A 25,986-nucleotide genomic window follows, 5' to 3' on the forward strand; every position below is an offset into this window, starting at 1 on the left:
AAAAACAATCAAATTCCTACAAATCAATGAACTATCTATGGCTTATCTATGGAGTATCTATGGGATTGGGTCGAGTGATAATTTGACAAGACTATCTATTTTGCAAAAAAACAAAGTATTTATTTTTCTACCTCCCAACTTTAGAAGCCATCAATCAAACCAAAAATCACCACCTCTTGTTTCTCCTTTTTTACCCAAGGTATTAAATTTATAACTAAACCCGACCATAAAATACCGTTGCAAGACCGTGCTTTGCACATCCTCGATATAATCTTGTGTAGATGTCCTACGGGCATTGGTGTTTTGGTTGAGCAGATCGTAAGCTTTTAGGGTGATCAACCCTTTATCTTTCATGACTGAATAAGAAAGCGTGGTGTTCCAAAAAATGGCATCTTTTTGAAAGCCCGGGGCAATATTAGTGTTGTAACTGTACGTGATGTCGTTGTTCCACTCCAATTTTTCAGGGAACGTGGTAATTGTTTCCAATTTTAAATCGTGTACGACGTATGTTCTGTCTTCAAACAGATTGATGTTGAAGGTGTTTTTGTTCAAAGAAACACGGTAGGAAGGCTCTATCTCAAAGAGCCTGTCCCATATAAAACTGAAGCTTACAAACGGGGAGTACGTTATGGTCCGGCTCGCATACTGCACATTATTGTTAAAATTGACGTTTCGGTTTGCATTTACACTCCCGCCAACTCGATATTTAATGCTTTTAACGCTGTCCAGTTTTATGGTTTTACTGTACCTCCCATTACCATGAATACTATAATAGCCATCTACATTGGCATAGGTGGTGCGGCGCACAAAATTATTGTCCACCGTGGTTTTGGGCACTACTCGATCTTGTGAAAATTGAGCATTGAAATAGCCGTATATGCCAGATTTGGTTTGAAAATCGAAGTTCCGCAATCCCAAATACACATTATTACTGTTCGACGGCCTTAAATCTGGATTTCCTTGAACAATGTTCAATGGATCTGAAACATCCACATAAGGCGATAATTGCGAAACCGATGGTGCCGTATTGCGCAAATAATACCCCGAATACATCCTAAATTTTTGACTGAACTGATAACTTAAATTAGCTGAAAGTTCCAGGGCATTAAAATCGTTTTCAAAGTTTATATCGCGTAGAGCGTCTTCACTTGCCAGCGTGCGCATCACATACCCTGCATTGATGCCAGCTCTCAGTTTTTTATCGTTATAGCGTAAACCTGCTTCAGGCCGGGAAGTGCGATCGGTATTGGTAAAATCGGTACTTTGGTCTATGTTGAAATTTGAAAAATCCTGAGCTGTTTCATCAAAATCGAACACGCTTTGACGGTCTTTTCGCTTATCGTTTTTGTAAGCATATTCCAAATCGAAGTACAGTGTTTTTGAAAGTATTGGCAACCGGAATTCTGGTTTTATCTCATATTGGTTAGAACTTTGCTCGCCATCGGTAAATTGGTTTCGGGTGATGGTTTCGGGGTCGTCACCATATACTTCGGTAATGGAGTTTATCTTGTTTTCGAGATCAGAATTTTCAATCTCATTGTCTATGTTCAATTTAAAAAAACCGCCACCGGTACCGTACTTTTTAGTCAGGTTTAAATTATTCTCAAACGATTTTTGAATGTTGTCCGAGTTTCGTTGGGTGTTTGAACGGTTGGTCAATTCGCCGTTTAATCGGGTGGTTTCTTCTGTATTGGAATAATTTGAGTTCCCAATATTGTACTTAAACTGTGGCCTGATGTTTATTAAAAACGTAGAGTCTATCTGTGTTTTAAACTTCAGGTTGGCGGCGTGGCTATCGGTATTGCTTTGGGTACTGGAGCTTGAATTTGAAAAATAACGGTCGTCCGGTAAAATGTTTTCCCGGTTTCGCACGACATTGTTATAAGAATTGGCGGCCGAGTAAAAATAATCGGTGGTCAGCTCGGTGTTTTTTCCAAAATCGTCTGCGTAATTGGCACCTGCCGTTCGCGAATTGGTGATCCCTTGTCCCCCGCCAAACTGCCGTCCACCAAAATTGATGGCGCCATTGCTGTTTACGCTTATATAGCGTGCGCCCCCGTACATTTTCTGTATTTCGCCAAAACTGAAGCCTGCCGTATTGATATTGTTTCCGCCCCCAAGGAGACTGATGCGCACGTCATTATCAAAATAATTGACCAGCCCTGCATATTCAAAGCGTTCATCGGTGCCCACGCCACCTGCAAGACGGCCAAAGATGCCTTTGTTCTTTTCTTCATCTATGGTAATATTGATGGTTTTGTTTTGGTCGTCGCCTTTTTCTCCTGTAAAAGCTTCCGATTCGGTTTTGGTATCGGTCACTTGTATTTTATCGACAATATCTTTGGTGAGGTTTCGGGTGGCGATGGTGGGATCGTCGCCAAAAAAAGGCTTGCCGTTCACTAAAATCTTGTTTACCGGTTTGCCATTTACCGTTATATTTCCTTCGGAATCCACTTCGACCCCCGGCAATTTTTTCAGCAAATCTTCAACATTGGCATCTTTTTTTGTTTTGAAAGACGCCACGTTAAACTCCAACGTATCTGTTTTAACGGTAACCGGGGCTTGCGATTTAATGACCACTTCATCCAACACATTATCGTCTTCAGCAAGCGAAATTTCACCTAAATCGATCTCTTTTTTATCTATTGAAATGGTTTTAAAGTAGGTTTTATAGCCCACATACGAAATGTACAGGTTCAGTTTATCATCACTTGTTTTATCTTTCAGAAAAAAATCGCCTTGTTTATCTGAAATGGTATAAGTAACCAACGAACTGTCTTTAACTCGCTGTAGGTATATGGTAGCCGACTCTAATGGTTCTTTTTTTTCTTCGGAAACAAGCTGTCCTGAAATTTCGAAGTCTTTGGTTTGTGAAAAGGAGGCAACAGAAAGCAAAAGCAAAACCCCAGTTAATAGGTGCTTCATAAGAATTTTAATTTGATTGATAAAAGTTAGTTATAACGGTAACGAAGATAGTATCCTTTTCGTATAACTTAAGTACCAATCAAACAATTTATTTCTTCCGAAGGTAAACGGTAACCGGAACCCCTGTGAAATCGAAATTCTCCCGCAGTTTATTTTCCAAAAACCGTTTGTATGGGTCTTTTACGTATTGCGGCAGGTTGGCGAAAAATGCAAACGTTGGGTGGGGCGTGGGCAGCTGTGTTATAAATTTTATTTTAACGTATTTCCCTTTGTATTGTGGCGGTGGCGTGGCTTGGATAATGGGCAGCAACACATCGTTCAACTTACTGGTTTTAATGCGTTTGCTTCGGTTTTTATAAACCTCAACCGCTGTTTCGATGGCTTTGTAAATACGCTGTTTGTTCAATACCGAAATAAACACGATGGGCACATCTGTAAACGGTTCGCATTCGCGGCGTATCAATTTTTCATAATCTTTTACGCTGTTGGTTTCTTTTTCAACCAAATCCCACTTATTGACCAAGATCACTACGCCTTTGTTATTGCGGTGTGCCAGCCAAAAAATGTTCTGTACCTGCCCGTCGAAACCACGGGTGGCATCGAAAATCAGGATCATCACGTCGCAATGCTCAATAGCGCGAACGCTACGCATCACGGAATAAAACTCTAAGTCTTCTTTTACTTTGGTTTTCCGCCTAATCCCGGCGGTATCGACCAAGTTGAATTCAAACCCAAAACGGTTGTAGCGCGTATCGATACTGTCGCGGGTGGTTCCGGCGATGTCGGTAACGATATAGCGCTCTTCGCCTATAAGCGTATTGATAAAGGACGATTTCCCGGCATTGGGCCGACCTACCACAGCAAAACGTGGCAATTCGCTTTCTTCGGTTTCTTCTTTTTCCGGCAAGACTTTTACCAGGTCGTCCAGCAGTTCGCCTGTGCCGCTTCCGTTAATACTGGACAGCGTGTAATATTTTTCAACGCCTAACGAGTAGAACTCCACGGCATCGTTTTCCCTAGTGGCGCTATCTACTTTGTTTACTGCCAAAAAAAATGGTTTTTTAGACTTTCGGAGCAAGGTGGCCACTTCTTCGTCCATACCTGTCAATCCCGCTTCTACATCGACCATAAAGATGATGGCATCGGCTTCGTCGATCGCCAACTCCACTTGTTTGTCTATTTCGGCTTCAAAAACATCGTCGCTCCCTTTTACATAACCGCCGGTATCGATCAAGGAAAACTCCTTGCCGTTCCAATCGCTTTTTCCGTAGTGACGGTCTCGGGTTACGCCGCTTACCGCATCGGTAATGGCTTCCCGCCGCTGTATCAATCTATTGAAAAAAGTTGATTTTCCTACGTTTGGTCTTCCTACAATGGCAACTATGCTCATAATCTATAATTTAAGGCCTCCCTTTTTTTGGCAGGCACGTGCAAAAATAGCTTTTAGTTGTCAGAAAAAATAGTAATTTAATCGCTTTAAAACCAAAATACCTTAATGAAGCTTTCCAACGAAATAGTATTACGACCCCGTTTTTCCTTACAATTTAACCGAGACAGCAGGCATCTTAAGTCGCTTTTTGAAGACGCCAAGCAAAGGCAGTCGGATTTTAAAATTTCGTGCGTAGATGACCATATTTTTATTAAACTACCACAAAAAGAACAACATTTCTGGTCGCCGCAACTGCATCTGGAACTTGAAGAAACCAAGGAGAACTCCTGCTTGGTCAAAGGTTTTTTTGGGCCCAACCCTACGGTCTGGACCATGTTTATATTCCTGCACGTTGTGGTGGGCATTCTATTCTTGGTCAATGCCACGTGGCTGTACAGCAATTATAGTTTGGGAAATTATATAGGGGTTCAAATTGGAATCGCGGTGGCATTGATTATAATGTGGATATTGCTCTATTTTGCAGGGACTATTGGCAAACAAAAAGGCAAGCCCGACATGCGCGCCCTCTTTGATTTTACGATATCCATCCTCCCCCAAGAGGACGAAGATTTGACAAATGATTGAAAACCACCACCAACTTGTACTGAGCGCCCGCCTGAATGACAAAGTCGGGCAGAAAGCCTAAGGGCCGGCTACTAATTATACCCAAACCGCCGCAACTGCTTATCGTCGTTACGCCAGTTTTTGTTTACTTTTACATAGGTTTCCAAATGGATTTGTTTTCCGAAAAACTTCTCCAGGTCTTTCCGGGCTTCAACACCCACACGCTTTAGGGCCGAACCTTTGTGACCGATAATGATGCCTTTTTGGCTTTCCCGCTCAACCATGATTACACTGCGGATGCGGATAATGTCGTCATCTTCGAAAAATTCTTCGGTATCTATCTCTACCGAATAGGGAATTTCCTTTTTATAGTGCATCAATATTTTTTCGCGAATAGTTTCGTTGACGAAAAAACGTTCCGGTTTGTCGGTCAATTGGTCTTTTGGATAAAATGCAGGCGATTCTGGCAACAACTCGATAATGCGTTTGAAAACTTCAGAAACACCAAAGTTTTCCAAAGCTGAAATAGCAAAAATTTCGGCATTGGGTACTTTTTCCTGCCATAATTGCAAAGCTTCATTGAGTTTTTCTTCATTGCCTTTATCTATTTTATTAATAAGAAGCAATACAGGAATATCGGCATTCTTTATTTTATTGAAAAAGGCTTCGTCTTTAAGGTCTTTCTCGCCTAATTCAACCAGATACAACAGGATATCGGCATCTTCAAAAGCAGATTTCACAAAATCCATCATACTCTCTTGCAACTGATACGCAGGTTTGATAATGCCCGGTGTATCGCTTAAAATCACTTGAAAGTCTTCTCCGTTAACAATTCCCAGAATACGGTGACGGGTAGTTTGCGCTTTACTGGTAATGATGGAAAGCCGTTCGCCAATAAAGGCGTTCATTAACGTGCTTTTACCCACATTGGGGTTACCAATGATATTTACAAATCCTGCTTTATGTGCCATAACTTTAATTTGTTGCAAAGATAGTTTAAATAGAATTAGGGTTCCATTTTTCTGATATTTCAATAACAAATAAGCTTTCTGCTAAAATTTTAACGATAAAAAAAGAACCTTCCCGAATGTTATGATTTCGTTTAATTAACAATAACAGCTAATTAACTAATGCACTTATAATCAATTAGTAACTTCGTAATTGAACAACAAAAAAACCTAATTATGAAGAAGAATAATTTAATACTCGTATTACTGATGTGCTTTAGTCTAACCTTATTTGCACAAAACGACAAAGACCGTGAAGTAATAAACGATGCCGAAAAAGCCAAAGAAGCATTTATCGCTAAAAACAAAACAATGGCAAAACACTTTGCCGATGCCGATGCATACGTGATTTTCCCCAATGTAGGTGAAGGTGCGTTTATCGTTGGCGGTGCTTCGGGCAACGGAGCTGTTTACGAAAACGGCCAACTTATAGGCATGGCCAAGATGAAAAAAATAGATGTTGGCGCCCAAATTGGTGGCGAAGCGTATAGAGAAGCAATTTTATTTAATAGCGATGAAGCCCTGAAACGCTTTAAAGATGATGACTTTGAACTTTCAGCTAAAGTCTCGGCTGTATTGGTCAAAGACGGCGCCTCATTAAATGCCGATTACCGGGATGGCGTTGCAGTCTTTACCATGCCCAAAGCCGGATTGAGCTTAGAAGCATCAGTTGGCGGACAGAACTTTGAATTTATTCCTTTTGAGGAATAGGGAAAACTGAGTAAAAAAAGTGTCTAAAAAGTAATAAATAGATAATATGTCCGGTCGAGCGCAGTCGAGACCTCATTAAGGGTTGATCAACTTGTAGTTCTCGACTGCGCTCGAACAGATAGCAAAAATCACTTTTTAGACATTTTTTTAACCATAAGAAATATTAAGTATTTTTAATTTCCTTACCTCGTTGCCCAACTTAAAATCTACGGTTGCCCCTTTTTTTGAACCGGTAACTGCCCTAGCAATTGGCGCCACAAAGGCAATTTTGCTTTTGGTAACATCGGCCTCGTCCACCCCTACAATGGTAAATTGTTGTTTGGTGTTGTTCTTTTTATTTTGAAGTCTTACCGTAGCGCCAAACCGCACCTCCTCCTTAGGTTGTTCTTTTGGGTTTAATACGCGGGCGGAGCGAATACGTTCGTTCAATATTTTTAGTTTTCCTTCAATTACGGCCAATGCCCTTCGGCGCTCGCGTTCATCGGTAATGGCGAGTTCCTTGATTTCAGTTTGCAGCGTTTCTCGTTCCTGCACCAATTGTTCCATACCAGTTGGCGTAACGTAATTCACCACGCCTTCCGGCAATGCTGCCCGCGGTGGAATCATTGGTGGTTCTTCTTGGTCGCCTTCTTTTACAAATCCTCTGCTCATAACAATGCCCGCGCAGGCGGGTATCTTTTAAGGTTATTCTTACTTTCTTTTAAAATTTTTATTTTAGCTTAAATGCTAAATAGTTTTTGAAAATTCTATTTTGAAATTATAAATGAATTCTCACGTCTATTGTCTAACAGCGTAGCGTTCTAATGTCTGAGTCACGACTTCTGAATATACTAAATTTTCGGCTTATTCCGTCCTCGATCGTACAAAATTATACTGCCGGCCACTGCAACATTTAAACTTTTTTCTGAAGGGAATTGAACCAAAAAATGCGACTTTTCAATCGCTTGGTTGGACAGGCCGTGATCTTCTGCTCCCAACAAATATACGCACCGTTTTGGATGTTTAAAACTTTCAAGTTGAACAGCCTTTTCCGTCTTTTCAACGCCAACAATGCGACAGCCTTTTGGCAAGTGTTTATAAAAATCTTCAAAGGTTTCATAATGAAAGTACGGTAGCGACTTTACGGCATTATGCGTATCGCTCGCCTGATTGGCATAGCGGTTGCCAATGGTAAAAATAAAGCTGGCGCCCATATTTTGGGCCGTTCGCCAAAGCACGCCGAGATTTTCGGGCGTTTTTCCGTTTTGAATCCCTATTCCGAAGAATTCCGTTGTAAAATTGTTGGGTTGCATAACTGCAAAAGTACAGAACTTCTACCAACGGCGCTACTGCACGATCCCCTTTAAAAGTACGGCAACCATATCGCGTTTTAGGATATTTTCATCTAATTTCCCCCGTTTTTCATACCACAAATACAAGGTGCGCAAGGTGGAAAGGATGGAAAACAAAATTACTTCTGGATGCCGCGTTTCAATTTCGCCGGCCTGTATCCCTTTATTGATGATTTTTCTGAAATTTTCTTCATAACTGTCCCGCATGGTTATAAATTCGGTTAAATCTCCACTCTTTAAATGCATCCAATCGTTATTCAGTACTGCCAAGGCTTCAGGATAGGTAACAGTAATATCGATATGAAAAGCTATGATCTTTTCAATTTTTTGTACCGAAGTTACATTTTTTGAAACCACCTGCTCCATTCCACTGGTAAACTCGCGAGCCACTGTTAAAATAAGGGTTGATAGTATTTCCTGCTTGCCCGAAATATGGTTGTACAAGCTGGAAGCCTTGATGCCCATGGCTTGTGCAATGTCGCGCATAGATACGGCATTGTAGCCTTTTTCTTTAAAAAGACGCGATGCTGTGGTTATTATTTCGGTTTTTCTGGAAGCAGGCTTCATAGTGTTTTGCAAGATACAGCTTTTAGAAACGCCTTCATAAAACTGTAATAAGGTATTATTAATTACGTCTTAAGTAGTTCTAATTTCATTATTTTTGAAACCATGGAAGAGCGCATCGAAACAAACGAGTTACTGGACCGGTTACCACCGCATTTAAAGCAGTACATTAAACCACAGGATTATGACCAATACACCCCGATAAACCAAGCGGTTTGGCGGTACGTGATGCGTAAAAACGTGGATTATTTAAGTCAAGTAGCGCATGAAAGTTATTTGGACGGACTTAAAAAAACCGGTATTTCCATCGATGCCATTCCTTCTATGTACGGGATGAACCGTATTTTAAAGGAAATTGGTTGGGCGGCCGTTGCCGTAGATGGATTTATCCCGCCCAATGCGTTTATGGAGTTTCAGGCATACAAGGTGTTGGTGATTGCCAGCGATATCCGCCAATTGGAAAATATTGAATACACCCCAGCACCCGACATTATTCACGAAGGTGCTGGCCACGCCCCCATTATTGCCAGTCCAGATTATGCCGAGTATTTGCGACGGTTTGGGGAGATTGGCGCCAAAGCCATTTCCAGCGCACACGATATGGAATTGTATGAAGCTGTACGAGAGCTGTCCATTTTAAAGGAAGCCGAGGGGATTTCAGAAATTATTATCCAAAATGCTGAAAACCGAGTGGATGAACTTCAGCATAAAAAAACAGCACCTTCCGAAATTGCCCTTATCCGAAATTTACATTGGTGGACTGTTGAATATGGTTTGGTGGGCACGGTTGAAGACCCCAAGATCTACGGAGCCGGTTTGCTGTCTTCCATTGGCGAAAGCACTTGGTGCATGAAGGAGGAAGTACAAAAAATTCCCTACTCCATCGATGCGGCATACCAAGAATTCGACATTACCAAACCGCAACCACAATTGTATGTAACACCCGATTTTGCCTACTTACAAGAAGTTTTGGAAGAGTTTGCCAACACCATGGCTGTGAGAAAAGGCGGTTGGCGCGGTTTGAAAAAACTGATAAACTCCAAACAATTAGGCACCATTGAACTGAGCACGGGATTGCAGGTGAGCGGTCATTTTTCCCGGATGATTCAAAATGAAGACAATGAAGTGGTCTATTTTGAAACCGAAGGCGAAACCGCGCTCGCTTACCGTGAAAAAGAAGTGATTGGCCACGGTATTAGCCGTCATACCAACGGGTTTAGATCTCCTTTGGGGAAACTGAAAAAAATAAACCTCGCCATTGAGAACATGGGGCCGCGCGATTTACAAGCTTATAATTTTTATGACGGGAAGCCTATCTCATTTGAATTTGAAAGCGGCATCACCGTTGAAGGCCTAAATGTTACCGGAATGCGGAATTTACGGGGCGAATTGATGCTCATCCAGTTTACCGATTGTACGGTAACCTATAAAGGTGAAGTGCTGTTCAGTCCAGAGATGGGCGATTTTGATATGGCGGTAGGCAAGGAAATTGTTTCGGCTTTTGCCGGGGCAGCCGATTATTTATCGTTCTCCATTTCGCTTCATAAATTGAGCGAAACGAAAACCAACCGGACTAATCTTTCTAAAAAAGAAAAAGAATTAAACGATTTATATAAACAGATAAGAGAATTCCGAAGAGAGTCAAATCCCCCTCTGCCTGCGGCATCTCCCCCAAAAGGGGAGAAAATTTCTCTAATTTTTGAAAAGTTGAGAGAAAATCATCCTAACGACTGGTTGCTTCCTTTGGAAATATTTGAGTTAACCGCTACTAATAATGATGCTTTTTCTGAAAAAGTATTGAAACATCTATTAGCACTTAAAAAAGAACGCCCCAAGGTCGCCCATTTAATCGATGACGGATTATTGTTGATAGAAAAGAACAGCAAACAATTAAGCAAATAACGTATGGGATTATTGAATTTTTTATTCGGAAACAACAACAAGAAAATACAGGATTTTAAAAAGCGGGATGCGGTGATTTTGGACGTTCGCACAAAACCCGAATTTGATGCCGGTGCCATTTCTGGATCCGTGCACATTCCTTTAAATGAAATTCCTTCCAAAATCATAGAAATTAAACAATGGAACAAACCGGTAATTACCTGTTGTGCCAGTGGCGTGCGTAGCGGCAGTGCTGCAAAAACGTTAAACAATAACGACATTGAAGCCATTAACGGCGGTGGCTGGAGGTCTTTACAAAAGAAGTTGTGATTTTTCTCCCCTCCTTGCTAAGGAGGGGTGCCGAAGGCGGGGTGGTTTCTTTTAAAAATCTAATTACCCTAACTACCTACCTTTCAATAAACTCAATTTTAATCCGTTCCAGGACCATATCCAACGAACTTTTAATATCATCATTTGTAAAACGAATTACAGTGTTATTCAAAGATTCCAAATACTGGGTGCGTTTAAAATCATGATCTTGGTTAACGGTATTATCGTGAACAGAGCCATCAACTTCGATGATTAACCGTTCGGAAGGACAATAAAAATCCACGATATAATCACCAATACTATGTTGCCTTCTAAACTTTCTTCCTTCCAATTGCGATTTCTGCAATGCTTTCCACAATCTCTTTTCTGAAAGTGTAGCATTGTTCCTAAGTTCTTTCCGGAAGTTTTTTAGGTATTTTCTGTTGTGGATATTTTTGTTCATAGTTTAGGTTTTTGGCTTTCACCGCCCCGCCCGTTGGGCACCCCTCCTAAATTAGGAGGGGAAAAAGTTAAAACTTTATGTTTTCTAAATCTGCTTCATCGTAAATAGGTTCGCTTTCATATTGCAGCGTCCACCCCATAGAACTGGTGAGGATGTATATTTTCTGAAGTTCGGAAATCAACCTGTTTTCGGCATTGGTCATTAATGTTGAGGCTTCTATTTTTTTCCGAAGGGAGGTTTCTACTTGCTTTTTAATTTTGTTGTAGTCTTCAGCTTCAAACTGATTTAGGTAATCCTGCTTTACATCGTAATATTCAATATTGGGGTTGATGCTCAACTGTGGTTCGGGGATATGAGTGATGGTTACGGTCTTGGCTTCTTGATCTATCTGGGTTTTAATTTTACTGAGATCGTATGCGACGGTGGCTTTCGCATTAACCACCACGAGAGCTTTTTTACGCGCCGAGAAAACATCTAAGTAGAATTTTTTCCAATCTTCATAGGTAAATACTTGGGCATAACTTCCTTCGGTAACAATGAGTTTACCTACATTTTTCAGTTCTTTTTGAATCAATGCCGTATTGGCTTCCAATTGTTCCTTATCGGTTTTGGTGTGCTCGCAATACCGCAGGCCAAATACAACAACAAGGGCTATCACCACTCCAAAAAACACCTTCCGCATAGTTTGATTTTTTCAATAAAGATACAGAAATATAACCGTGTAGCTAAAATACGTAGTAGCACGTAAATTTTGTAAGAATAATGCCACAAAGCAATTTTTTATGTATCTTTCGGTCAAATCAAACTAACATGGGACTTTTTTCCAACGGACAAGACCGATCCATAAAAACGATAAAACGCTTAAAACAACAAGCCCACGACACCAACAAGGATATCGATGATATTTTATCCCGGTTTTTAAAAAATCAAGAAAAATACGATTCGGTGAGTGATGAGTTATTGTTATTGTCGAAAAACATAAAAGAAAAACTGTCGCCAACGGAAACCGACACCTTATATGCACTTATAGAAACGGTGTACGACCTACAAGAAGAGTATTTAAACACCTTCAGGATCATCGCTTCCATACAGGAAAAACAAAAATTAAGGATCGAGCCTACCGCCGGAAAACTCACTACCATAGCCGAAAAGACCAGTCAAAAATTCATGGAAGCCCGGAGCGTTTAAATTCAACCGCCTAAATATAGCACGCTTTTTGTATCTTGAACTCCATAATGAAAGTCGTGCACCTTATTTTTTTATTGCTTAGCCCAGTTTTACTGGCACAACCAGTGATCCCAATTTCAAAAACCCCATTAAAAGCCGATGGGTTTATTGGCGTTGATGCCTTTACCAATATGTATTACACTGCCAATATGGAGCTGCACAAAACTGGGGTGGACGGTGATTTTGTGTTCAGCGACTTGCAATTGGGGCCCATAACTTCGGTAGATATACTCAACCCCTTAAATGTGGTTATTTTTTATGAAAACACCAACACCGTGGTTTTGGTCGATAACAAATTGAACGAAATAGAGCGCATCAACTTCAATACCCTCCCCGGCTTTCTAAACATAAGCACCGCTACCAATGCGGGGAACAACCGTCTTTGGGTCTTTAATGTCGATACGCAACAGCTGGAGCTGTTCAATTACCGAACTTTAACCAACACCGCCGTCTCACAACCGTTTTCAGGCACATTGCTTTCGCAGACCAGCAATTTTAACTATTGCTATGTGCTCACCGAAAACAAGGTACGGGCATTCAATGTATATGGAAGCCTACTTTCTGAAATAAAAGTGGATGGTTTCATCAACGTGTTGCAACAAGATGAAAGGGTATTGGGCGTAAAAGAAAATTCGCTGTATTATTTGGCCCAAATAAGCGAAGGCACCACCAAAAAATATCCCGAAGCCATAAAAATACCGTTGCCCCAAATAACCATAAAAGACTTGTCGCTTACGCAGGAATTCCTGTATATTTATGACGGAAAAAACATCCACACCCTGAAACTAACCCACCCTAAGAAGTAAACACTATGCACGTAGCAATTGCAGGAAACATTGGCTCTGGAAAAACAACCTTAACCCGTTTATTGGCAAAACATTACAAATGGCAACCTCATTTTGAAGATGTAGAGGACAATCCTTATTTAGATGATTTTTACAACCAAATGGCACGGTGGTCCTTCAACCTACAAATTTATTTTTTGAACAGCCGGTTTCGTCAAATTCTCGAAATCAGGGACAAAGGCAAAGACGTTATTCAAGACCGAACCATCTATGAAGATGCCTATATCTTTGCTCCCAACTTGCACGCAATGGGCTTGATGACCAACCGCGATTTTGAAAATTACCGTTCCCTGTTCGACTTAATGGAAAGCGTAACCGAAGGCCCCGACCTATTGATTTACCTTCGCAGTTCCATTCCCAATCTCGTAAACCAAATACACAAACGTGGCCGTGATTACGAAAACTCGATAAGCATCGATTACCTAAGCCGTTTGAACGAGCGCTACGAAGCCTGGATCCACGGGTACGACAAAGGCAAACTCATTATCTTGGACGTGGACAATCTTAATTTTGTGGACGATCCCGAGCACTTGGGGGAAGTGATCAGTAAAATAGATGCAGAATTGCACGGGTTGTTTTAAACTAAAATCATTTTTTTTATATTTAAATTTAGACGTGTCCGACTAAGATGTAAGATCGCTTCGCTGAAAGACGTAAGACGAAAGACTTTATTTTAAAGATGACTACCATTTCGCACGGTGAAACCAATACAATAGAACAACCGATTATAAATTCATATACTGGTACTTGGACTAGGGAAAACAACACCATTAATATATCTGTTGGAGATAAACACACTTCTGAAACCATCGCTAAACTAACTGAAACACGATTAGAATATGTTTCGAAAGCTACTGAAACCATTACTAAATCAGGAATTAAAACTATAGTTGAAGTGACTATAACCACAGTTTTTACAAAACAATAATTAATATTTTCAAATTTTTTGTTAAACAGACCTGTTTTGCGCAGGTCTATTTTAGTTTAATAAAGTTACCTTTAGAAGATTCAAAAATATAAAGCCTTGTTGAGGTTTCTTCTTTCAAATAATGATCAAACCTTAACATTTCAAAAACACCCGTTTTCTTCGGAATTGCTTTTCTTTGGTAAAGTTCAAATGTTAATTAACTAAAGAGGGACCCGCCTTCACCGGGCATTCATGGCAAAACTGTACAACACAAAATATTACCATCGCGATCTTTCGTGGTTGCGCTTTAACCACCGGGTTTTACAAGAAGCCGCAGACAATCGTAATCCACTGTATGAACGCATTAAGTTTTTGGCGATATTCTCTTCCAATCTTGATGAGTTTTTCAGAGTTCGGGTGTCCGATATCCGGCAGATCAAGGAAATTGAGAAACCTTTCAGAAAAAAACTGATTACCAAGCCCAACAAGGTTTTAAAGGAAATAAAAAAGCAGGTTGAACTGCAGCAAGAAGAATTTGGTACGATTTTTAAAGAACAGATCATCCCAGATTTAAAAGCAGAAAACATTCATTTAATAGACCATAAAGAATTTTCGAGCACCCAAAAAGAAATTGCCAAAACCTATTTTGAGGAAACCCTTAAAGACAAACTGGAAATAAGCTGTAATCCCTGTTCAAACAGTGATACGGTTTTTATTGAAAACGAAGCGCTGTACCTCGCTGCACAACTGGAAAACGACACCTTTAAATTGGTTAAAATCCCACATGACGAACCCCGGTTTTTTACATTTCCGAAGCAAAACGGAAAGCACTACATTACATTTATAGACGACATTCTAAAATACTGTTTAAAACAAACCCCACAAAGAGAGGAGAACATCACCTTTTATTCGGTAAAAAAATCGAGGGATGCCGAGCTCTATATTGAAGATGAATTTTCCGGCAATGTTATGGAGCGCATCAAAAAATCGCTCCCCAAACGCAACACGGGTCAAGCCACACGATTATTGATCGACAACAGTACCCCAAAAGAATTCCAGGAAATCCTTAAAAATGTCTTGGAAGTTTACAATGCCGATATTGTGATGGGCGGCACGTACCATAATTTTAAAGATTTTTTCGACTTCCCAAACCCTACTTCAAAAAAACTCTCCATTGAACACCTGCCGCCCTTGCCCCACCCGGTATTGGCACATTGCCATTCGGTTTTTAAAGCGATTGACAAGAAAGACCAATTGGTGCATTACCCTTATCAAAACTTCGAGCCGGTGATCAAATTGTTGGAAGAAGCCGCAGACGACCCACAGGTCACCACCATTAAAATGACCATTTACCGGGCTGCCAGCGAATCCCGGCTAAACGATGCTATTGCAAAAGCCGCGAAAAAAGGAAAAGAAGTTGTTGTTTTTATTGAAGTTAAAGCCCGTTTTGATGAGCACAATAACTTAAAGTGGGGCAAAATATTTGAAGAGAACGGTGCTCACGTTATTTATAGCTTTCCGGCCATTAAAATCCATTCCAAAATACTGTGCATAGAACGGGAAACCAATGGAACACTAAAAAGGTACAGCTATATTGCCACGGGAAACTTTAACGAAAACACCGCTAAAGTCTACACCGATTTTGGCATCATGACCGCCAATGAAACCATTACCGAAGACCTAAACAAACTATTTTTAGTGCTTCAAGGCAAAATGATTATCCCCAAACCCGAAAAGCTCTTGATCTCCCCTTTTACCCTACGGCAAACATTTGAAAGCTTAATTGAAAATGAAATGGAATTGGCCAAAGCGGGTAAAGACGCTTATATTATTGCCAAAATGAACAGCTTGCAGGATAAAAGCATGATCAAACTGCTGTATAAGGCCAGCAATGCAGGAGTTAAAATCAGGTTGTTGGTGCGCGGTATCTGTTCGCTTGTGCCGGGCATTAAAGGACAAAGCGAAAACATTTACATTACCAGTATATTGGATCGTTTTTTAGAGCACGGCCGCATCTATATCTTTGGAAATGATGGCGATGAGAAAATGTACATTGGTTCGGCAGATTGGATGAAACGCAACCTCAGCCACCGTATTGAAGTGGTCACGCCCATCCTGGACCAAGACCACCACAACACCATAAAGGAATTAATAGACATTCAGCTAAACGATAACGTAAAAGCCCGCATCATTGACCCAGACCAAAAAAACGACTATATAAAACACGGCAAACCGGCTATACGGGCGCAATATGAGACGTATGCGTATTTTAAAAACCACAACAAGCCTAAGCAATAAACCCCAACGACCTAGCATGGGCTATCGCCTCTTTACTATCTGAAACCAACAGTACGGGTGTAATTTCAAAACTTGAAAACAAGCCTCTAATTCGCGCCATTTTCTTTTTGTGCGTTACGCTTCGTAAATAAATTGCTTTAATGCGTTTAGGGAATTTTTGGGCAATTTCAATATAGATATCGGCATCGTGTTCGCCGCTGTCGCCAATTAAAATGAAGCTCATTTTGGGATAGGTTTCTAAAATATCAAGAATCTCTTGTTGCTTCTGGGGTTTCTCCTCTTTTTCTTTTCTTCGGAAAGGGGTAGGAAAACTGCGCAATAAAATAGGGCCCTTCGGAAAATTGTTCGCTTTTAAAAACAATGCTAAATAGCGGTATAAATTCCAAGGGCTGTGGCTCACGTAAAATAATGGGTTGGCTTCTTTTCCCGTTTTTCCTTGGTGCAGCAATTGATAAAATTTTGAAGCGCCTTGCAGTGGTGACCGGCTTTCCGCATTTCTGAAAAATGTGTTGAAAATCAATTTCAGCTTTAAAAACGAAGTAACGCCGGTTTGTAGAATGGTATCGTCAATATCACTAATCACACCAAACTCGGTCTTTTTAACCTGTGGGGAAGACCAGCTTGATGAAATTAGCATTTTACCCGGAAACCTGTTGTTATTGTTGATGACCCGCTTTGAAAATGTCTCTTCAAAAGAAATTTCGTAAGGCAACCAACCCTCTTCATTGGTCATTTCAGCAAGGCCGCGAATATTTTCCTTGAATTTAAAATAACCCCTTTTATCTGTTTTGGTATAGTAAACCGAATCGTTCGGCAATGTGATTTTAAGTTTTGTAAACGGAATTTCATCGGTTTCAAACCGTTTATAGGTGTTTTTTATCAAGCTGAACAGCCCGTTTTTTGAGAGGTCGATATTTTCATCTTCCAAGGCCCTTCCGCGGATATAAAAATGCGAATCCGTTCCATAGCTTTGGAAGGTAATGATTTGCAACGGATCTTTTTTAAACCATCCCATATTACAAGTGCCATCCTTGTGGCCACAGCCAAATTAACAATAAACCTGCTAGAATGGACAGCACAATGGCCAGCCCCAGCCATTTTACCAGCTGCCGGGTTCCTAATACTGCAGCAATCAATATCTTGAAAAATAAATTGGAAAGCACCGCTGTCATAATCAATCGCCAACCCATAGAAACAGCGACGCCGCGTTCAATCAAGTGCGAAAGGGAAAGCGTAATGGCATCTTTATTGGCCAATCCACCAATTATGGAAACGATGTAAAGCCCTTTATCGCCAAATTCCTCTTTGGCAAATGCGACCATTAATAATATTACACCATACAAAACACCAAAAATCAATGCGCTTTTAAATTGCGCCGGATTTTTGGGCTCGGGCATTTTGTCCATCGCAGGATCTTTGTTTATCCTATAAAATATAAATGCCGAAAGTGCCGCCATAAATATGAAGAGTACGATGAACGGCAGGATCATTTGGGGCAATTTATTGGGAATAACCACGCCTATTTCGATCATAACCCGAATAAGTGAGACCGTAACGGCCAAGAAGATGACAAAGGCTGCCAACTTTCCGCCCGATTTTCCGTCTTTGGATTTTTTGGCATAACTCACCGATGTCGCCGTGCTGCTGATAATGCCACCAAGAATACCATTGGACACCATCCCGGCCTTTTTGCCCATCCATTTGTAAATAAAATACCCGAGGAGACTGATACCCACAATCAACGTTACCATCAACCAGATGTTCTTAGGGTTTAGGACATCCAAAGGCCCAAAGGTTTCATTGGGCAAGATGGGCAGTATTACCAAGGAAATACCGGCAAATGTCATAATGGCAGCAAAATCCTTCTTTTTCAACGAGTCGACAAAACCGTGCAAATGTTCTTTAACGTAGAGTAAAATGGCCAAAACACCACCTGTGATCACGCCGATTATCTGGTTGCCCATGACCAAGTAGGCACCAATGGCAAAAATGAGCAAAGCCGCAACTTCCGTAGTCTGGCCTACTCCAGGTTCGTCAAGTTTTTTAAGTTTAATAACGTTTGAAACCACCATCAAGGTAGTAATGGCAATACCGAACATAGGGATGATAAACGGATTGTCGTATTCCCGGGCAAGAAACCCAGAGACCACCCCTAAAATAGAGATGAGGGTAAAAGTGCGCACGCCCGCCATTTTATTATCGACGGTTTCCCGCTGCATCCCGACCAGCAGGCCCAGACCAAATGCGATTCCCAGTGTTATTAAATCGTCGTAGTTCATTAGCAGAAAGATACTACAAAATCATAAAAAAACATTGAAATTGCGGGGATTTGGTTACTTAACGAATAGGAAAGACCTTGCTCAACTCTTGATCAAATTCAGCAGGCGTTACTATTTTAGCAGTTTTAAATGGATTGAGTTCTAATAAATCTTTGTCGCCTGTTACTAAAAAATCTGCCTGTGAAAAATCAATCAGATCTAACAGAAAGTTATCCTTTGGGTCTCGATTTAAAAAGTAGGTTGGTTTTATTTCAACTTTATCAGCAATAACATCCAATAGTTCAAACAAGTCTTTTTACACTATCTTCCGGAAAAAAATTTTTAAGTTTTTCCCTTTTTGTTACAGTTCTCAATTCCATTAAGAGCTGTTCGGTTATTACAATTTTTATAGTGCTATTAGAAATGTGTTTCTTTATTTAGACAGCCGTTTTCCTATAAGGAAACTAATCCAAACGTTCGTATCGAAAATAACCTTAACGGTTTTGTTTGTCATATATTTCCTGTCTTACCTGTTCTACTTCTTCGTTTACAGTTTTTAAATCGAGCTCTTTTGTTTTAAAGGTTTTAAGAAGTTGAGATAGTTTTGAATCAATGGCCTCTTCCTCCAAAGCGGCGGTCAATTTTAATTTTTGTCGTCTTGGCAATTGTTTTACAATCGATAAAATCTGGTCAAAAGTCATATCTATCTGCAAGGCTGTTTTCATCTTTTCCATATTTACTTATTCAAAATTAAGAAAATTATCGATTAGCCTAACATTAATGTAAACCACAAAAAACCCCGCCGTAACAGCAGGGTTTAGATTATTCTACCAATAACGTTTAATTGTTAAGCCTACTCCCGTAGCGCTTCTATTTGCGCCTCCACTTCTTCTTCTGAACCAGTAAAGGTTTTAGTTTCAGTGGTTGTTTCGCCATCTTTCGTGGTCCTGATGGTAACTTCGGCGGTAGTTAATGTATCGTTAGATGACAAACTGACCATAATTTCTTTTGAAATCTCTTTTACCTGTTCCGCTTGGTTATCGGTCAATAAGGTTTGGTTGCCTTCTGCATCGATCATATACATTTCTTCTGAAACGTTCTCCATTTCCACTTCTTCGTCCATTCCATGACCGCCCAGAATTGGAGCAATCACCAAACCGACCAAACATGTTAACTTAATTAAAATGTTCATCGATGGGCCTGAGGTATCTTTAAACGGATCTCCCACTGTATCACCGGTAACGGCCGCTTTATGCGCATCGCTTCCTTTATAGGTCATCTCGCCGTTGATCATCACCCCAGCTTCAAACGATTTTTTAGCGTTGTCCCAAGCGCCTCCGGCATTATTCTGAAATATCGCCCACATCACGCCGCTTACACAAACTCCGGCCATATAACCACCAAGAGGTTCTGCGCCAAACGCCAAGCCGATAATTACAGGCGTTACAATGGTCAACAGGCCAGGAAGAATCATTTCGCGCAAAGCTGCTTTGGTTGAAATATCCACACACTTTCCATATTCTGGCGTAGCTTTACCTTCCATGATACCGGGGATTTCTTTAAACTGACGACGTACTTCTTGCACCATTTTCATCGCGGCCTTCCCGACCGATTTCATAGCCAAAGCTGAAAATACTACCGGAATCATTCCGCCTACAAACAACATCGCCAACACATCGGCACGGAAAATATTGATTCCGTCAATTCCTGTAAACGTTACATAAGCAGCAAATAAGGCCAAGGCCGTCAACGCTGCCGAAGCAATGGCAAAGCCTTTCCCTACCGCTGCAGTTGTGTTTCCTACTGAATCCAATATATCGGTACGTTCCCGAACGTGTGGTTCCAGTTCGCTCATTTCGGCAACACCTCCGGCGTTATCGGCTATGGGACCAAAGGCATCGATGGCCAGCTGCATCGCTGTAGTCGCCATCATCGCTGACGCGGCCAAGGCTACGCCATAGAAACCAGCCAATTCATACGATCCATAAATGGCAGCGGCAAAAAGCAACACGCTCCAAAAGGTAGATTTCATTCCCACGGCCAACCCTGCAATGATATTGGTCGCCGCTCCAGTGGAAGAATTGTTAACGATATCCATGACCGGTTTTTTACCCAAACTGGTGTAGTGTGCCGTTACAAAAGAGATTAACGCTCCAACGGCCAAACCAATACAGGCCGACCAGAATACGTTGATGCTTGCAATTTCTTTAGTGCCTTCGCCAAAGAACACCATATTCATGGTTTCCGGCAACATCCAGTCTATTAAAAACCAACTGGCAACCAAGGTAAGTACGATGGCCGTCCAGTTACCCATATCCAACGCTTTTTGAACTTGGGGTTCTTTGGCTTCATTATTTTTAATACCGACTAAAAAAGTCCCGATGATAGAAGCTAAAATTCCAACACCAGCGATCAATATCGGCAGAAGAATTGGCCCCATATTTCCGAAGGCATCCGTAAACTGACCATCCACGCTCATATCGCGAATTACGTAATTACCCAATACCATGGCGGCCAAAACGGTTGCCACATAACTTCCGAAGAGATCGGCCCCCATTCCGGCAACATCCCCTACGTTATCGCCCACGTTATCGGCAATGGTAGCCGGGTTACGCGGATCGTCTTCTGGGATGCCGGCTTCCACTTTTCCTACCAAATCGGCACCAACATCGGCCGCTTTGGTGTAAATTCCGCCGCCTACACGGGCAAAAAGCGCAATGCTTTCTGCACCCAATGAAAATCCTGCCAAGGCTTCGAGCACAACGGTCATATTGCCATAAAAATCACCATTTTCGGTAATAAACTGGCTCACGAAAAACATAAAAAACAAACTAAGCCCCAGCACAGCAAGGCCGGCAACACCCAGCCCCATTACGGTTCCACCGCTAAAAGAGACTTTTAAGGCCTGTGGCAAACTGGTTTTTGCAGCTTCGGCAGTACGGGCATTCGCATCGGTGGCAATGCGCATTCCGATGTTTCCGGCCAAGGCTGAAAAAACAGCTCCTATTAAAAAAGCGGGCACGATCATCCAGCTGGTGGTTGGCACCAAGGTGGAAATAACAAACAGCAAGACGCCTGCTATAACCGCAAATACAGCCAATAGCCTATACTCTGCACTTAGAAAGGCCAAGGCCCCTTCTTTAATGCTTTTTGAAATAGATTGCATACGCTCGTTTCCGGCGGGTTGTTTTTTTACCCAGCTCATTTTTATGAGCATAAACAGAAGTCCTAAAACGGCCAATGCTATAGGTACATAAATAATGTTTTGTTCCATAATTGTATAAAGGTTTTGTTAAAGCGGTGCTAAAGTAACAAAATAGAACAAAACAAAAAAGCAATAACCGGCTTGGTTACTGCTTTCTATTTTTAAGTCAATACGGTATGGGAAAAACGTCGGTTACCTAATGCTCACTTCTTGAAATGGCACATCGCTGTCGCGAAAACGCTCTACACATTTGGCAACGATTTCCTTGGCTTTTTCAACATCACCCCAACCGCCAACATCTACTTTCTTTTCTTCCAGGTCTTTATATACTTGAAAAAAGTGCTCTATTTCCTTGATCAAGTGTGGATTCAGTTCAGAAAGGTCGTTCACGTTATTGGAAATGGGATCGCTCACGGGCACACAGATTACTTTTTCGTCAGGCCCTTTTTCGTCGGCCATGTGAAACACGCCAATGGGCTTTACTTCAATTACACAGCCGGGGAAAGTAGGTTCGGTCACCAACACCAACACATCCAATGGATCGCCGTCCAACGCTAATGTTTCCGGTATAAAACCATAATCTGCCGGATACATCATAGACGAAAAGATCATACGGTCGTAGCGTATTTTTTTCAATTCAAAATCGTATTCATATTTGTTCCGGCTTCCTTTTGGAATTTCAACCAACACATCGAAGGTCTGTACTCTGTCTGCAGTCATTTTTAGTTCAGTTTATTTAAATCGTTTTTCCAAACTGTGTCTATATAGTTTGGGCGTGCAAAAATAACGCTTTTAGACGGTTCTTGCACTAAAAAGAGGATTAAATTTTTACCCAGAAGGAGCATTTCAAAACTCAAACCCCTACGGGGTGAAAAAACCTTTAAAATAATTACATTTGCCTGCAATTTCCCCAGTATGAAGAAATACATAAGCACCCTCTTACTGCTCTGTTTGCTGCTTCCTTCGGCGGGGACCTACCTATGGCTGTCTCTTCATAAAATAACCCTTAAAAAAGAACTGAAGCACAACCTCATCGCTGGCATTGACAAGGAAGAATTGGTTTTGCTGAAATTTTCGAAGGCTGAAATAGATGAAAAGCTACGATGGGAACACTCCAAAGAGTTTGAATACAAAGGCCAAATGTACGATGTGGTGGAAACCAAAAAAACCATAGACAGTATTAGTTATTGGTGCTGGTGGGATTATGAAGAAACAAAACTCAACCGAAAGCTTAACAAGATCCTTTTAGGTGTGCTGGACGATGACAGTCAAACAAAAGAACAACACAAACGGCTTACCAAATTTTACCGTAGCTTGTTTTTTAACGAACGTCCTACAATTCATTTTTATACTTCAGAAATAGAGAACATACAGGAAATCGGTTTTTTTTATTCCATAGATTATCAATCCATTTCCCTTCCGCCCCCAGATATGCCTCCACGTATAGGTTAACAGCAACTTTTCATATACACCTTACTTTTTTAAGTCGCACAGTTATTTAATTAGCTGTGCCATACCTTTTATTTAAAACTTAATTATCCAACAATGAGACATATTATTTTATTGATGGTGTTGCTTGGCTTTGTCCACATGGCAAGTGCGCAGGTAATCACCATTAAAGACCAGACCACGGAAGAACCGCTGGAACTGGTCACCCTTATCAGTAAAAGCACGCATGCTTATGCCACCACCAACGGTAAAGGGCAAGCAGATATTTCGGCTTTAAAAGATGCTGAAAAGATTGAAATACGAACCCTTGGCTACAAAACCGAAGTGAAAAGCTATGCTCAACTGGAAGCCGAAAATTTCCTTTTGTTCATGGAGCCTTCCAACATCAGTATGGACGAAGTGGTGATTTCGGCGACCCGGTGGAATCAATCCTCATCTGATGTCCCTTCAAAAATAACCTCCATTTCTTCTGAAGAAATCAAACTGCAAAATCCGCAAACGGCAGCCGATTTGTTAGGGATTTCAGGGGAAGTATTCATCCAAAAAAGCCAACAAGGCGGCGGAAGCCCCATGATACGTGGGTTTGCCACCAACCGTTTGGTCTATACCATAGACGGGGTACGAATGAACACCGCCATTTTTAGAGGCGGAAACCTGCAAAACGTTATCTCGCTCGACCCATTTGCCACTGAACACGCGGAAGTGCTTTTTGGGCCAGGATCGGTCATTTACGGAAGTGATGCCATTGGTGGCGTAATGAGTTTTCAAACGCTTACCCCACAATTTTCGTTGGACGACAAACCGTATATTACGGGAAAAGCAGTGATGCGATACGCTTCGGCAAACAATGAAAAAACCGCCCATCTCGACGTAAACGTAGGTTGGAAAAAATGGGCATTTGCCACCAGCATTTCTTCTTACGATTATGATAATTTAAAACAAGGCAGCGAAGGTCCTGACGAGTTTTTGCGGCCGTACTACGTAAAGCGTCAAGACAGCATGGACGTTGTGGTTGCCAACGAAGACCCTAAAATACAGCGGCCTTCTGGTTATTCGCAGATGAACTTAATGCAAAAAGTTAGGTTTAAACCCAACAAAAACTGGGATTTCCAATATGGTTTGCATTATTCTGAAACCTCGGATTATGCGCGGTACGATCGCCGCCAACGCACCCGAAACGGAAAACCCCGCTATGGCGAGTGGAACTATGGCCCACAAAAATGGATGATGAACAATTTGAATGTTACCCATTTCAAAGAAAATAGCGTTTATGACCAATTATCTGTGCGATTGGCGATTCAAAATTTTGAAGAAAGCCGCATTAGCCGAAACTTCAACAAACCCGATCGTGAAACACGTATTGAAAAGGTGGATGCATATTCGGCCAACGTGGATTTCACAAAAGCACTTGGCGAACGCCACGAACTGTATTATGGTGTCGAGGCCATTACTAATGATGTAAACTCAACCGGAACTGACCTCAACATTGAAACAGGCGTGAGCCAACCGGGACCAAGCCGTTATCCAGAAGCAACTTGGTCATCGTATGCCGCGTATGTTTCCGATCAATTTACCATTAACGATCAAGTGCTGCTACAGGGAGGGCTGCGGTATAACTTTATTGAACTGGATGCCGAATTCGACACCCAGTTTTACCCTTTCCCTTTTGAAAAAGCTTCCTTGAACAATGGCAACCTTACCGGTAGTTTAGGGGTCGTGTACCGCCCAACCCGTGATTGGGTGATCAGCTCGAATGCCTCTACCGCTTTTAGGGCACCCAATGTGGACGATGTGGGCAAGGTGTTCGATTCTGAACCCGGTGCTGTCGTCGTTCCGAACCCTGATTTGGAAGCCGAGTATGCGTATAATGTCGATTTGGGCATTGCCAAAGTTTTTGACGATGTGGTAAAAATAGATGTAACGGGTTATTACACCCATTTAAAAAATGCTCTGGTACGCCGTGATTTTAAATTGAATGGGCAAGACAGCATTATGTACGACGGGCAATTGAGCCAAGTTCAGGCCATTCAAAATGCTGCCGAGGCACATGTTTATGGCGTGCAAGCCGGTGTGGAAGTGAAACTGCCCAGCGGATTTGGGTTTTCTTCAGACTTCAATTACCAGTACGGCGAAGAAGAACTGGACGATGGCTCGACCAGCCGTTCCCGCCACGCCGCACCTTGGTTTGGGGTTTCCAGATTGACGTATGCTGCACAAGGCCTGAACATGCAATTATATATGAATTACAGCGGCAAACGTGAGTTTGAAGACCTGCCGGAATCGGAAAAAGGCAAGACCGAAATCTATGCCATCGACGATAACGGGAATCCGTATGCGCCCGGTTGGTACACGCTTAACTACAAAGCAAGTTACCGCCTAAGCGATATGTTCACCGTTACCGGCGGACTTGAAAATATAACCGACAGACGGTATCGCCCGTACAGTTCAGGGATTTCTGGACCAGGACGTAATTTTATTTTATCGCTTCGGGCCGATTTCTAAGGCTTGTTAGGCGATCATTATTTCAAAAACTGTCATCTTTTAAGGTGGCAGTTTTTTGTTTCTGAAATGATAACGGGAAAGATTATTGTGATTGTTACCTTCAAATTGAAA

Annotated in this window: 25 protein-coding genes; 11 read left to right on the forward strand and 14 right to left on the reverse strand. The window is 41.5% G+C overall.

Annotation, left to right across the window (positions count from 1 at the left end):
• Positions 1–150 precede the first annotated feature (150 nt).
• Both DDV96_RS01005 and der read right to left on the reverse strand, forming a co-directional pair.
• Positions 151–2,925, reverse strand: a complete 2,775-nt coding sequence (locus DDV96_RS01005; RefSeq protein ID WP_116692873.1) for an outer membrane beta-barrel protein — start codon at positions 2,923–2,925, stop codon at positions 151–153.
• An 88-nt stretch (positions 2,926–3,013) separates the two neighbouring features.
• On the reverse strand, positions 3,014–4,318 hold the full coding sequence (gene der, locus DDV96_RS01010) for a ribosome biogenesis GTPase Der (protein ID WP_116692874.1): 1,305 nt from the start codon (positions 4,316–4,318) through the stop codon (positions 3,014–3,016).
• Positions 4,319–4,420: 102 nt separating this feature from the next.
• Between der and DDV96_RS01015 the strand changes: the two genes are divergently transcribed.
• A complete protein-coding gene (locus DDV96_RS01015) occupies positions 4,421–4,939 on the forward strand; it encodes a GTP-binding protein (RefSeq protein WP_116692875.1) in 519 nt (172 codons plus the stop codon).
• A 71-nt stretch (positions 4,940–5,010) separates the two neighbouring features.
• On the opposite strand, the gene era is transcribed toward DDV96_RS01015, so the two are convergent.
• Entirely contained in the window at positions 5,011–5,889 is an 879-nt protein-coding gene (gene era, locus DDV96_RS01020; RefSeq protein ID WP_116693185.1) for a GTPase Era, read from the reverse strand.
• A gap of 213 nt (positions 5,890–6,102) precedes the next feature.
• Here era and DDV96_RS01025 point away from each other — a divergent pair, with 213 nt between their 5' ends.
• The gene (locus DDV96_RS01025) at positions 6,103–6,636 is read left to right on the forward strand and encodes a lipid-binding SYLF domain-containing protein (protein ID WP_116692876.1); all 534 of its coding nucleotides are present in this window, start codon (positions 6,103–6,105) and stop codon (positions 6,634–6,636) included.
• 147 nt (positions 6,637–6,783) lie between these two features.
• Here the strand turns inward: DDV96_RS01025 and DDV96_RS01030 are convergent, their stop codons facing one another.
• The 3 genes from DDV96_RS01030 to DDV96_RS01040 all read right to left on the reverse strand — a co-directional run bounded on the left by DDV96_RS01030 (position 6,784) and on the right by DDV96_RS01040 (position 8,534).
• Positions 6,784–7,287 carry a GreA/GreB family elongation factor gene (locus DDV96_RS01030; RefSeq protein ID WP_116692877.1) on the reverse strand — a complete coding sequence of 168 codons (504 nt, stop codon included), beginning with the start codon at positions 7,285–7,287 and terminating at the stop codon, positions 6,784–6,786.
• A 179-nt stretch (positions 7,288–7,466) separates the two neighbouring features.
• On the reverse strand, positions 7,467–7,928 hold the full coding sequence (locus DDV96_RS01035) for an RNA methyltransferase (RefSeq protein ID WP_116692878.1): 462 nt from the start codon (positions 7,926–7,928) through the stop codon (positions 7,467–7,469).
• Between the two features lie 33 nt (positions 7,929–7,961).
• A complete protein-coding gene (locus DDV96_RS01040; RefSeq protein WP_116692879.1) occupies positions 7,962–8,534 on the reverse strand; it encodes a TetR/AcrR family transcriptional regulator in 573 nt (190 codons plus the stop codon).
• Positions 8,535–8,636: 102 nt separating this feature from the next.
• Between DDV96_RS01040 and DDV96_RS01045 the strand changes: the two genes are divergently transcribed.
• Together DDV96_RS01045 and DDV96_RS01050 are read left to right on the forward strand one after the other, a co-directional pair.
• Positions 8,637–10,433: an aromatic amino acid hydroxylase gene (locus DDV96_RS01045; RefSeq protein WP_116692880.1), complete on the forward strand. Its 1,797-nt coding sequence runs from the start codon at positions 8,637–8,639 to the stop codon at positions 10,431–10,433.
• Positions 10,434–10,436: 3 nt separating this feature from the next.
• Positions 10,437–10,742 carry a rhodanese-like domain-containing protein gene (locus tag DDV96_RS01050; protein ID WP_116692881.1) on the forward strand — a complete coding sequence of 102 codons (306 nt, stop codon included), beginning with the start codon at positions 10,437–10,439 and terminating at the stop codon, positions 10,740–10,742.
• 76 nt (positions 10,743–10,818) lie between these two features.
• On the opposite strand, the gene DDV96_RS01055 is transcribed toward DDV96_RS01050, so the two are convergent.
• Together DDV96_RS01055 and DDV96_RS01060 are read right to left on the reverse strand one after the other, a co-directional pair.
• Positions 10,819–11,184 carry an endonuclease domain-containing protein gene (locus DDV96_RS01055; protein ID WP_116692882.1) on the reverse strand — a complete coding sequence of 122 codons (366 nt, stop codon included), beginning with the start codon at positions 11,182–11,184 and terminating at the stop codon, positions 10,819–10,821.
• A gap of 67 nt (positions 11,185–11,251) precedes the next feature.
• Entirely contained in the window at positions 11,252–11,866 is a 615-nt protein-coding gene (locus DDV96_RS01060) for a DUF4230 domain-containing protein (protein WP_116692883.1), read from the reverse strand.
• Between the two features lie 128 nt (positions 11,867–11,994).
• On the opposite strand from DDV96_RS01060, the gene DDV96_RS01065 reads away from it, so the two are divergent.
• The 5 genes from DDV96_RS01065 to ppk1 all read left to right on the forward strand — a co-directional run bounded on the left by DDV96_RS01065 (position 11,995) and on the right by ppk1 (position 16,461).
• Positions 11,995–12,372 (forward strand): hypothetical protein, encoded by a 378-nt coding sequence (locus DDV96_RS01065; RefSeq protein ID WP_116692884.1) that lies wholly within the window; start codon positions 11,995–11,997, stop codon positions 12,370–12,372.
• 47 nt (positions 12,373–12,419) lie between these two features.
• Complete coding sequence (locus tag DDV96_RS01070) at positions 12,420–13,217, forward strand: hypothetical protein (protein WP_116692885.1); 798 nt, start codon at positions 12,420–12,422, stop codon at positions 13,215–13,217.
• 5 nt (positions 13,218–13,222) lie between these two features.
• Positions 13,223–13,837 (forward strand): deoxynucleoside kinase, encoded by a 615-nt coding sequence (locus DDV96_RS01075; protein ID WP_116692886.1) that lies wholly within the window; start codon positions 13,223–13,225, stop codon positions 13,835–13,837.
• A gap of 98 nt (positions 13,838–13,935) precedes the next feature.
• A complete protein-coding gene (locus DDV96_RS01080) occupies positions 13,936–14,184 on the forward strand; it encodes a hypothetical protein (protein ID WP_116692887.1) in 249 nt (82 codons plus the stop codon).
• A 231-nt stretch (positions 14,185–14,415) separates the two neighbouring features.
• A complete protein-coding gene (ppk1, locus tag DDV96_RS01085) occupies positions 14,416–16,461 on the forward strand; it encodes a polyphosphate kinase 1 (RefSeq protein ID WP_116692888.1) in 2,046 nt (681 codons plus the stop codon).
• On the opposite strand, the gene DDV96_RS01090 is transcribed toward ppk1, so the two are convergent.
• From DDV96_RS01090 to DDV96_RS01115, 6 genes are all read right to left on the reverse strand, one after another.
• Complete coding sequence (locus DDV96_RS01090; RefSeq protein ID WP_116692889.1) at positions 16,451–17,476, reverse strand: App1 family protein; 1,026 nt, start codon at positions 17,474–17,476, stop codon at positions 16,451–16,453. The genes ppk1 and DDV96_RS01090 overlap by 11 nt on opposite strands.
• A gap of 1 nt (position 17,477) precedes the next feature.
• Positions 17,478–18,740, reverse strand: a complete 1,263-nt coding sequence (locus DDV96_RS01095; RefSeq protein ID WP_116692890.1) for an MgtC/SapB family protein — start codon at positions 18,738–18,740, stop codon at positions 17,478–17,480.
• A 58-nt stretch (positions 18,741–18,798) separates the two neighbouring features.
• The gene (locus DDV96_RS15895) at positions 18,799–19,029 is read right to left on the reverse strand and encodes a putative toxin-antitoxin system toxin component, PIN family (RefSeq protein WP_206073992.1); all 231 of its coding nucleotides are present in this window, start codon (positions 19,027–19,029) and stop codon (positions 18,799–18,801) included.
• 184 nt (positions 19,030–19,213) lie between these two features.
• Positions 19,214–19,444 (reverse strand): type II toxin-antitoxin system VapB15 family antitoxin, encoded by a 231-nt coding sequence (gene vap15, locus DDV96_RS01105; RefSeq protein ID WP_116692891.1) that lies wholly within the window; start codon positions 19,442–19,444, stop codon positions 19,214–19,216.
• Between the two features lie 128 nt (positions 19,445–19,572).
• Positions 19,573–21,993: a sodium-translocating pyrophosphatase gene (locus DDV96_RS01110; protein ID WP_116692892.1), complete on the reverse strand. Its 2,421-nt coding sequence runs from the start codon at positions 21,991–21,993 to the stop codon at positions 19,573–19,575.
• A 123-nt stretch (positions 21,994–22,116) separates the two neighbouring features.
• On the reverse strand, positions 22,117–22,644 hold the full coding sequence (locus DDV96_RS01115; protein ID WP_116692893.1) for an inorganic diphosphatase: 528 nt from the start codon (positions 22,642–22,644) through the stop codon (positions 22,117–22,119).
• 195 nt (positions 22,645–22,839) lie between these two features.
• On the opposite strand from DDV96_RS01115, the gene DDV96_RS01125 reads away from it, so the two are divergent.
• Both DDV96_RS01125 and DDV96_RS01130 read left to right on the forward strand, forming a co-directional pair.
• Entirely contained in the window at positions 22,840–23,376 is a 537-nt protein-coding gene (locus DDV96_RS01125; RefSeq protein WP_116692895.1) for a hypothetical protein, read from the forward strand.
• 93 nt (positions 23,377–23,469) lie between these two features.
• Complete coding sequence (locus tag DDV96_RS01130) at positions 23,470–25,875, forward strand: TonB-dependent receptor (protein WP_116692896.1); 2,406 nt, start codon at positions 23,470–23,472, stop codon at positions 25,873–25,875.
• The last annotated feature ends 111 nt before the right edge of the window (positions 25,876–25,986 follow it).

The organism is Marixanthomonas spongiae (assembly GCF_003095375.1).
In the GTDB taxonomy this organism is placed as follows: Bacteria; Bacteroidota; Bacteroidia; order Flavobacteriales; family Flavobacteriaceae; genus Marixanthomonas; species Marixanthomonas spongiae.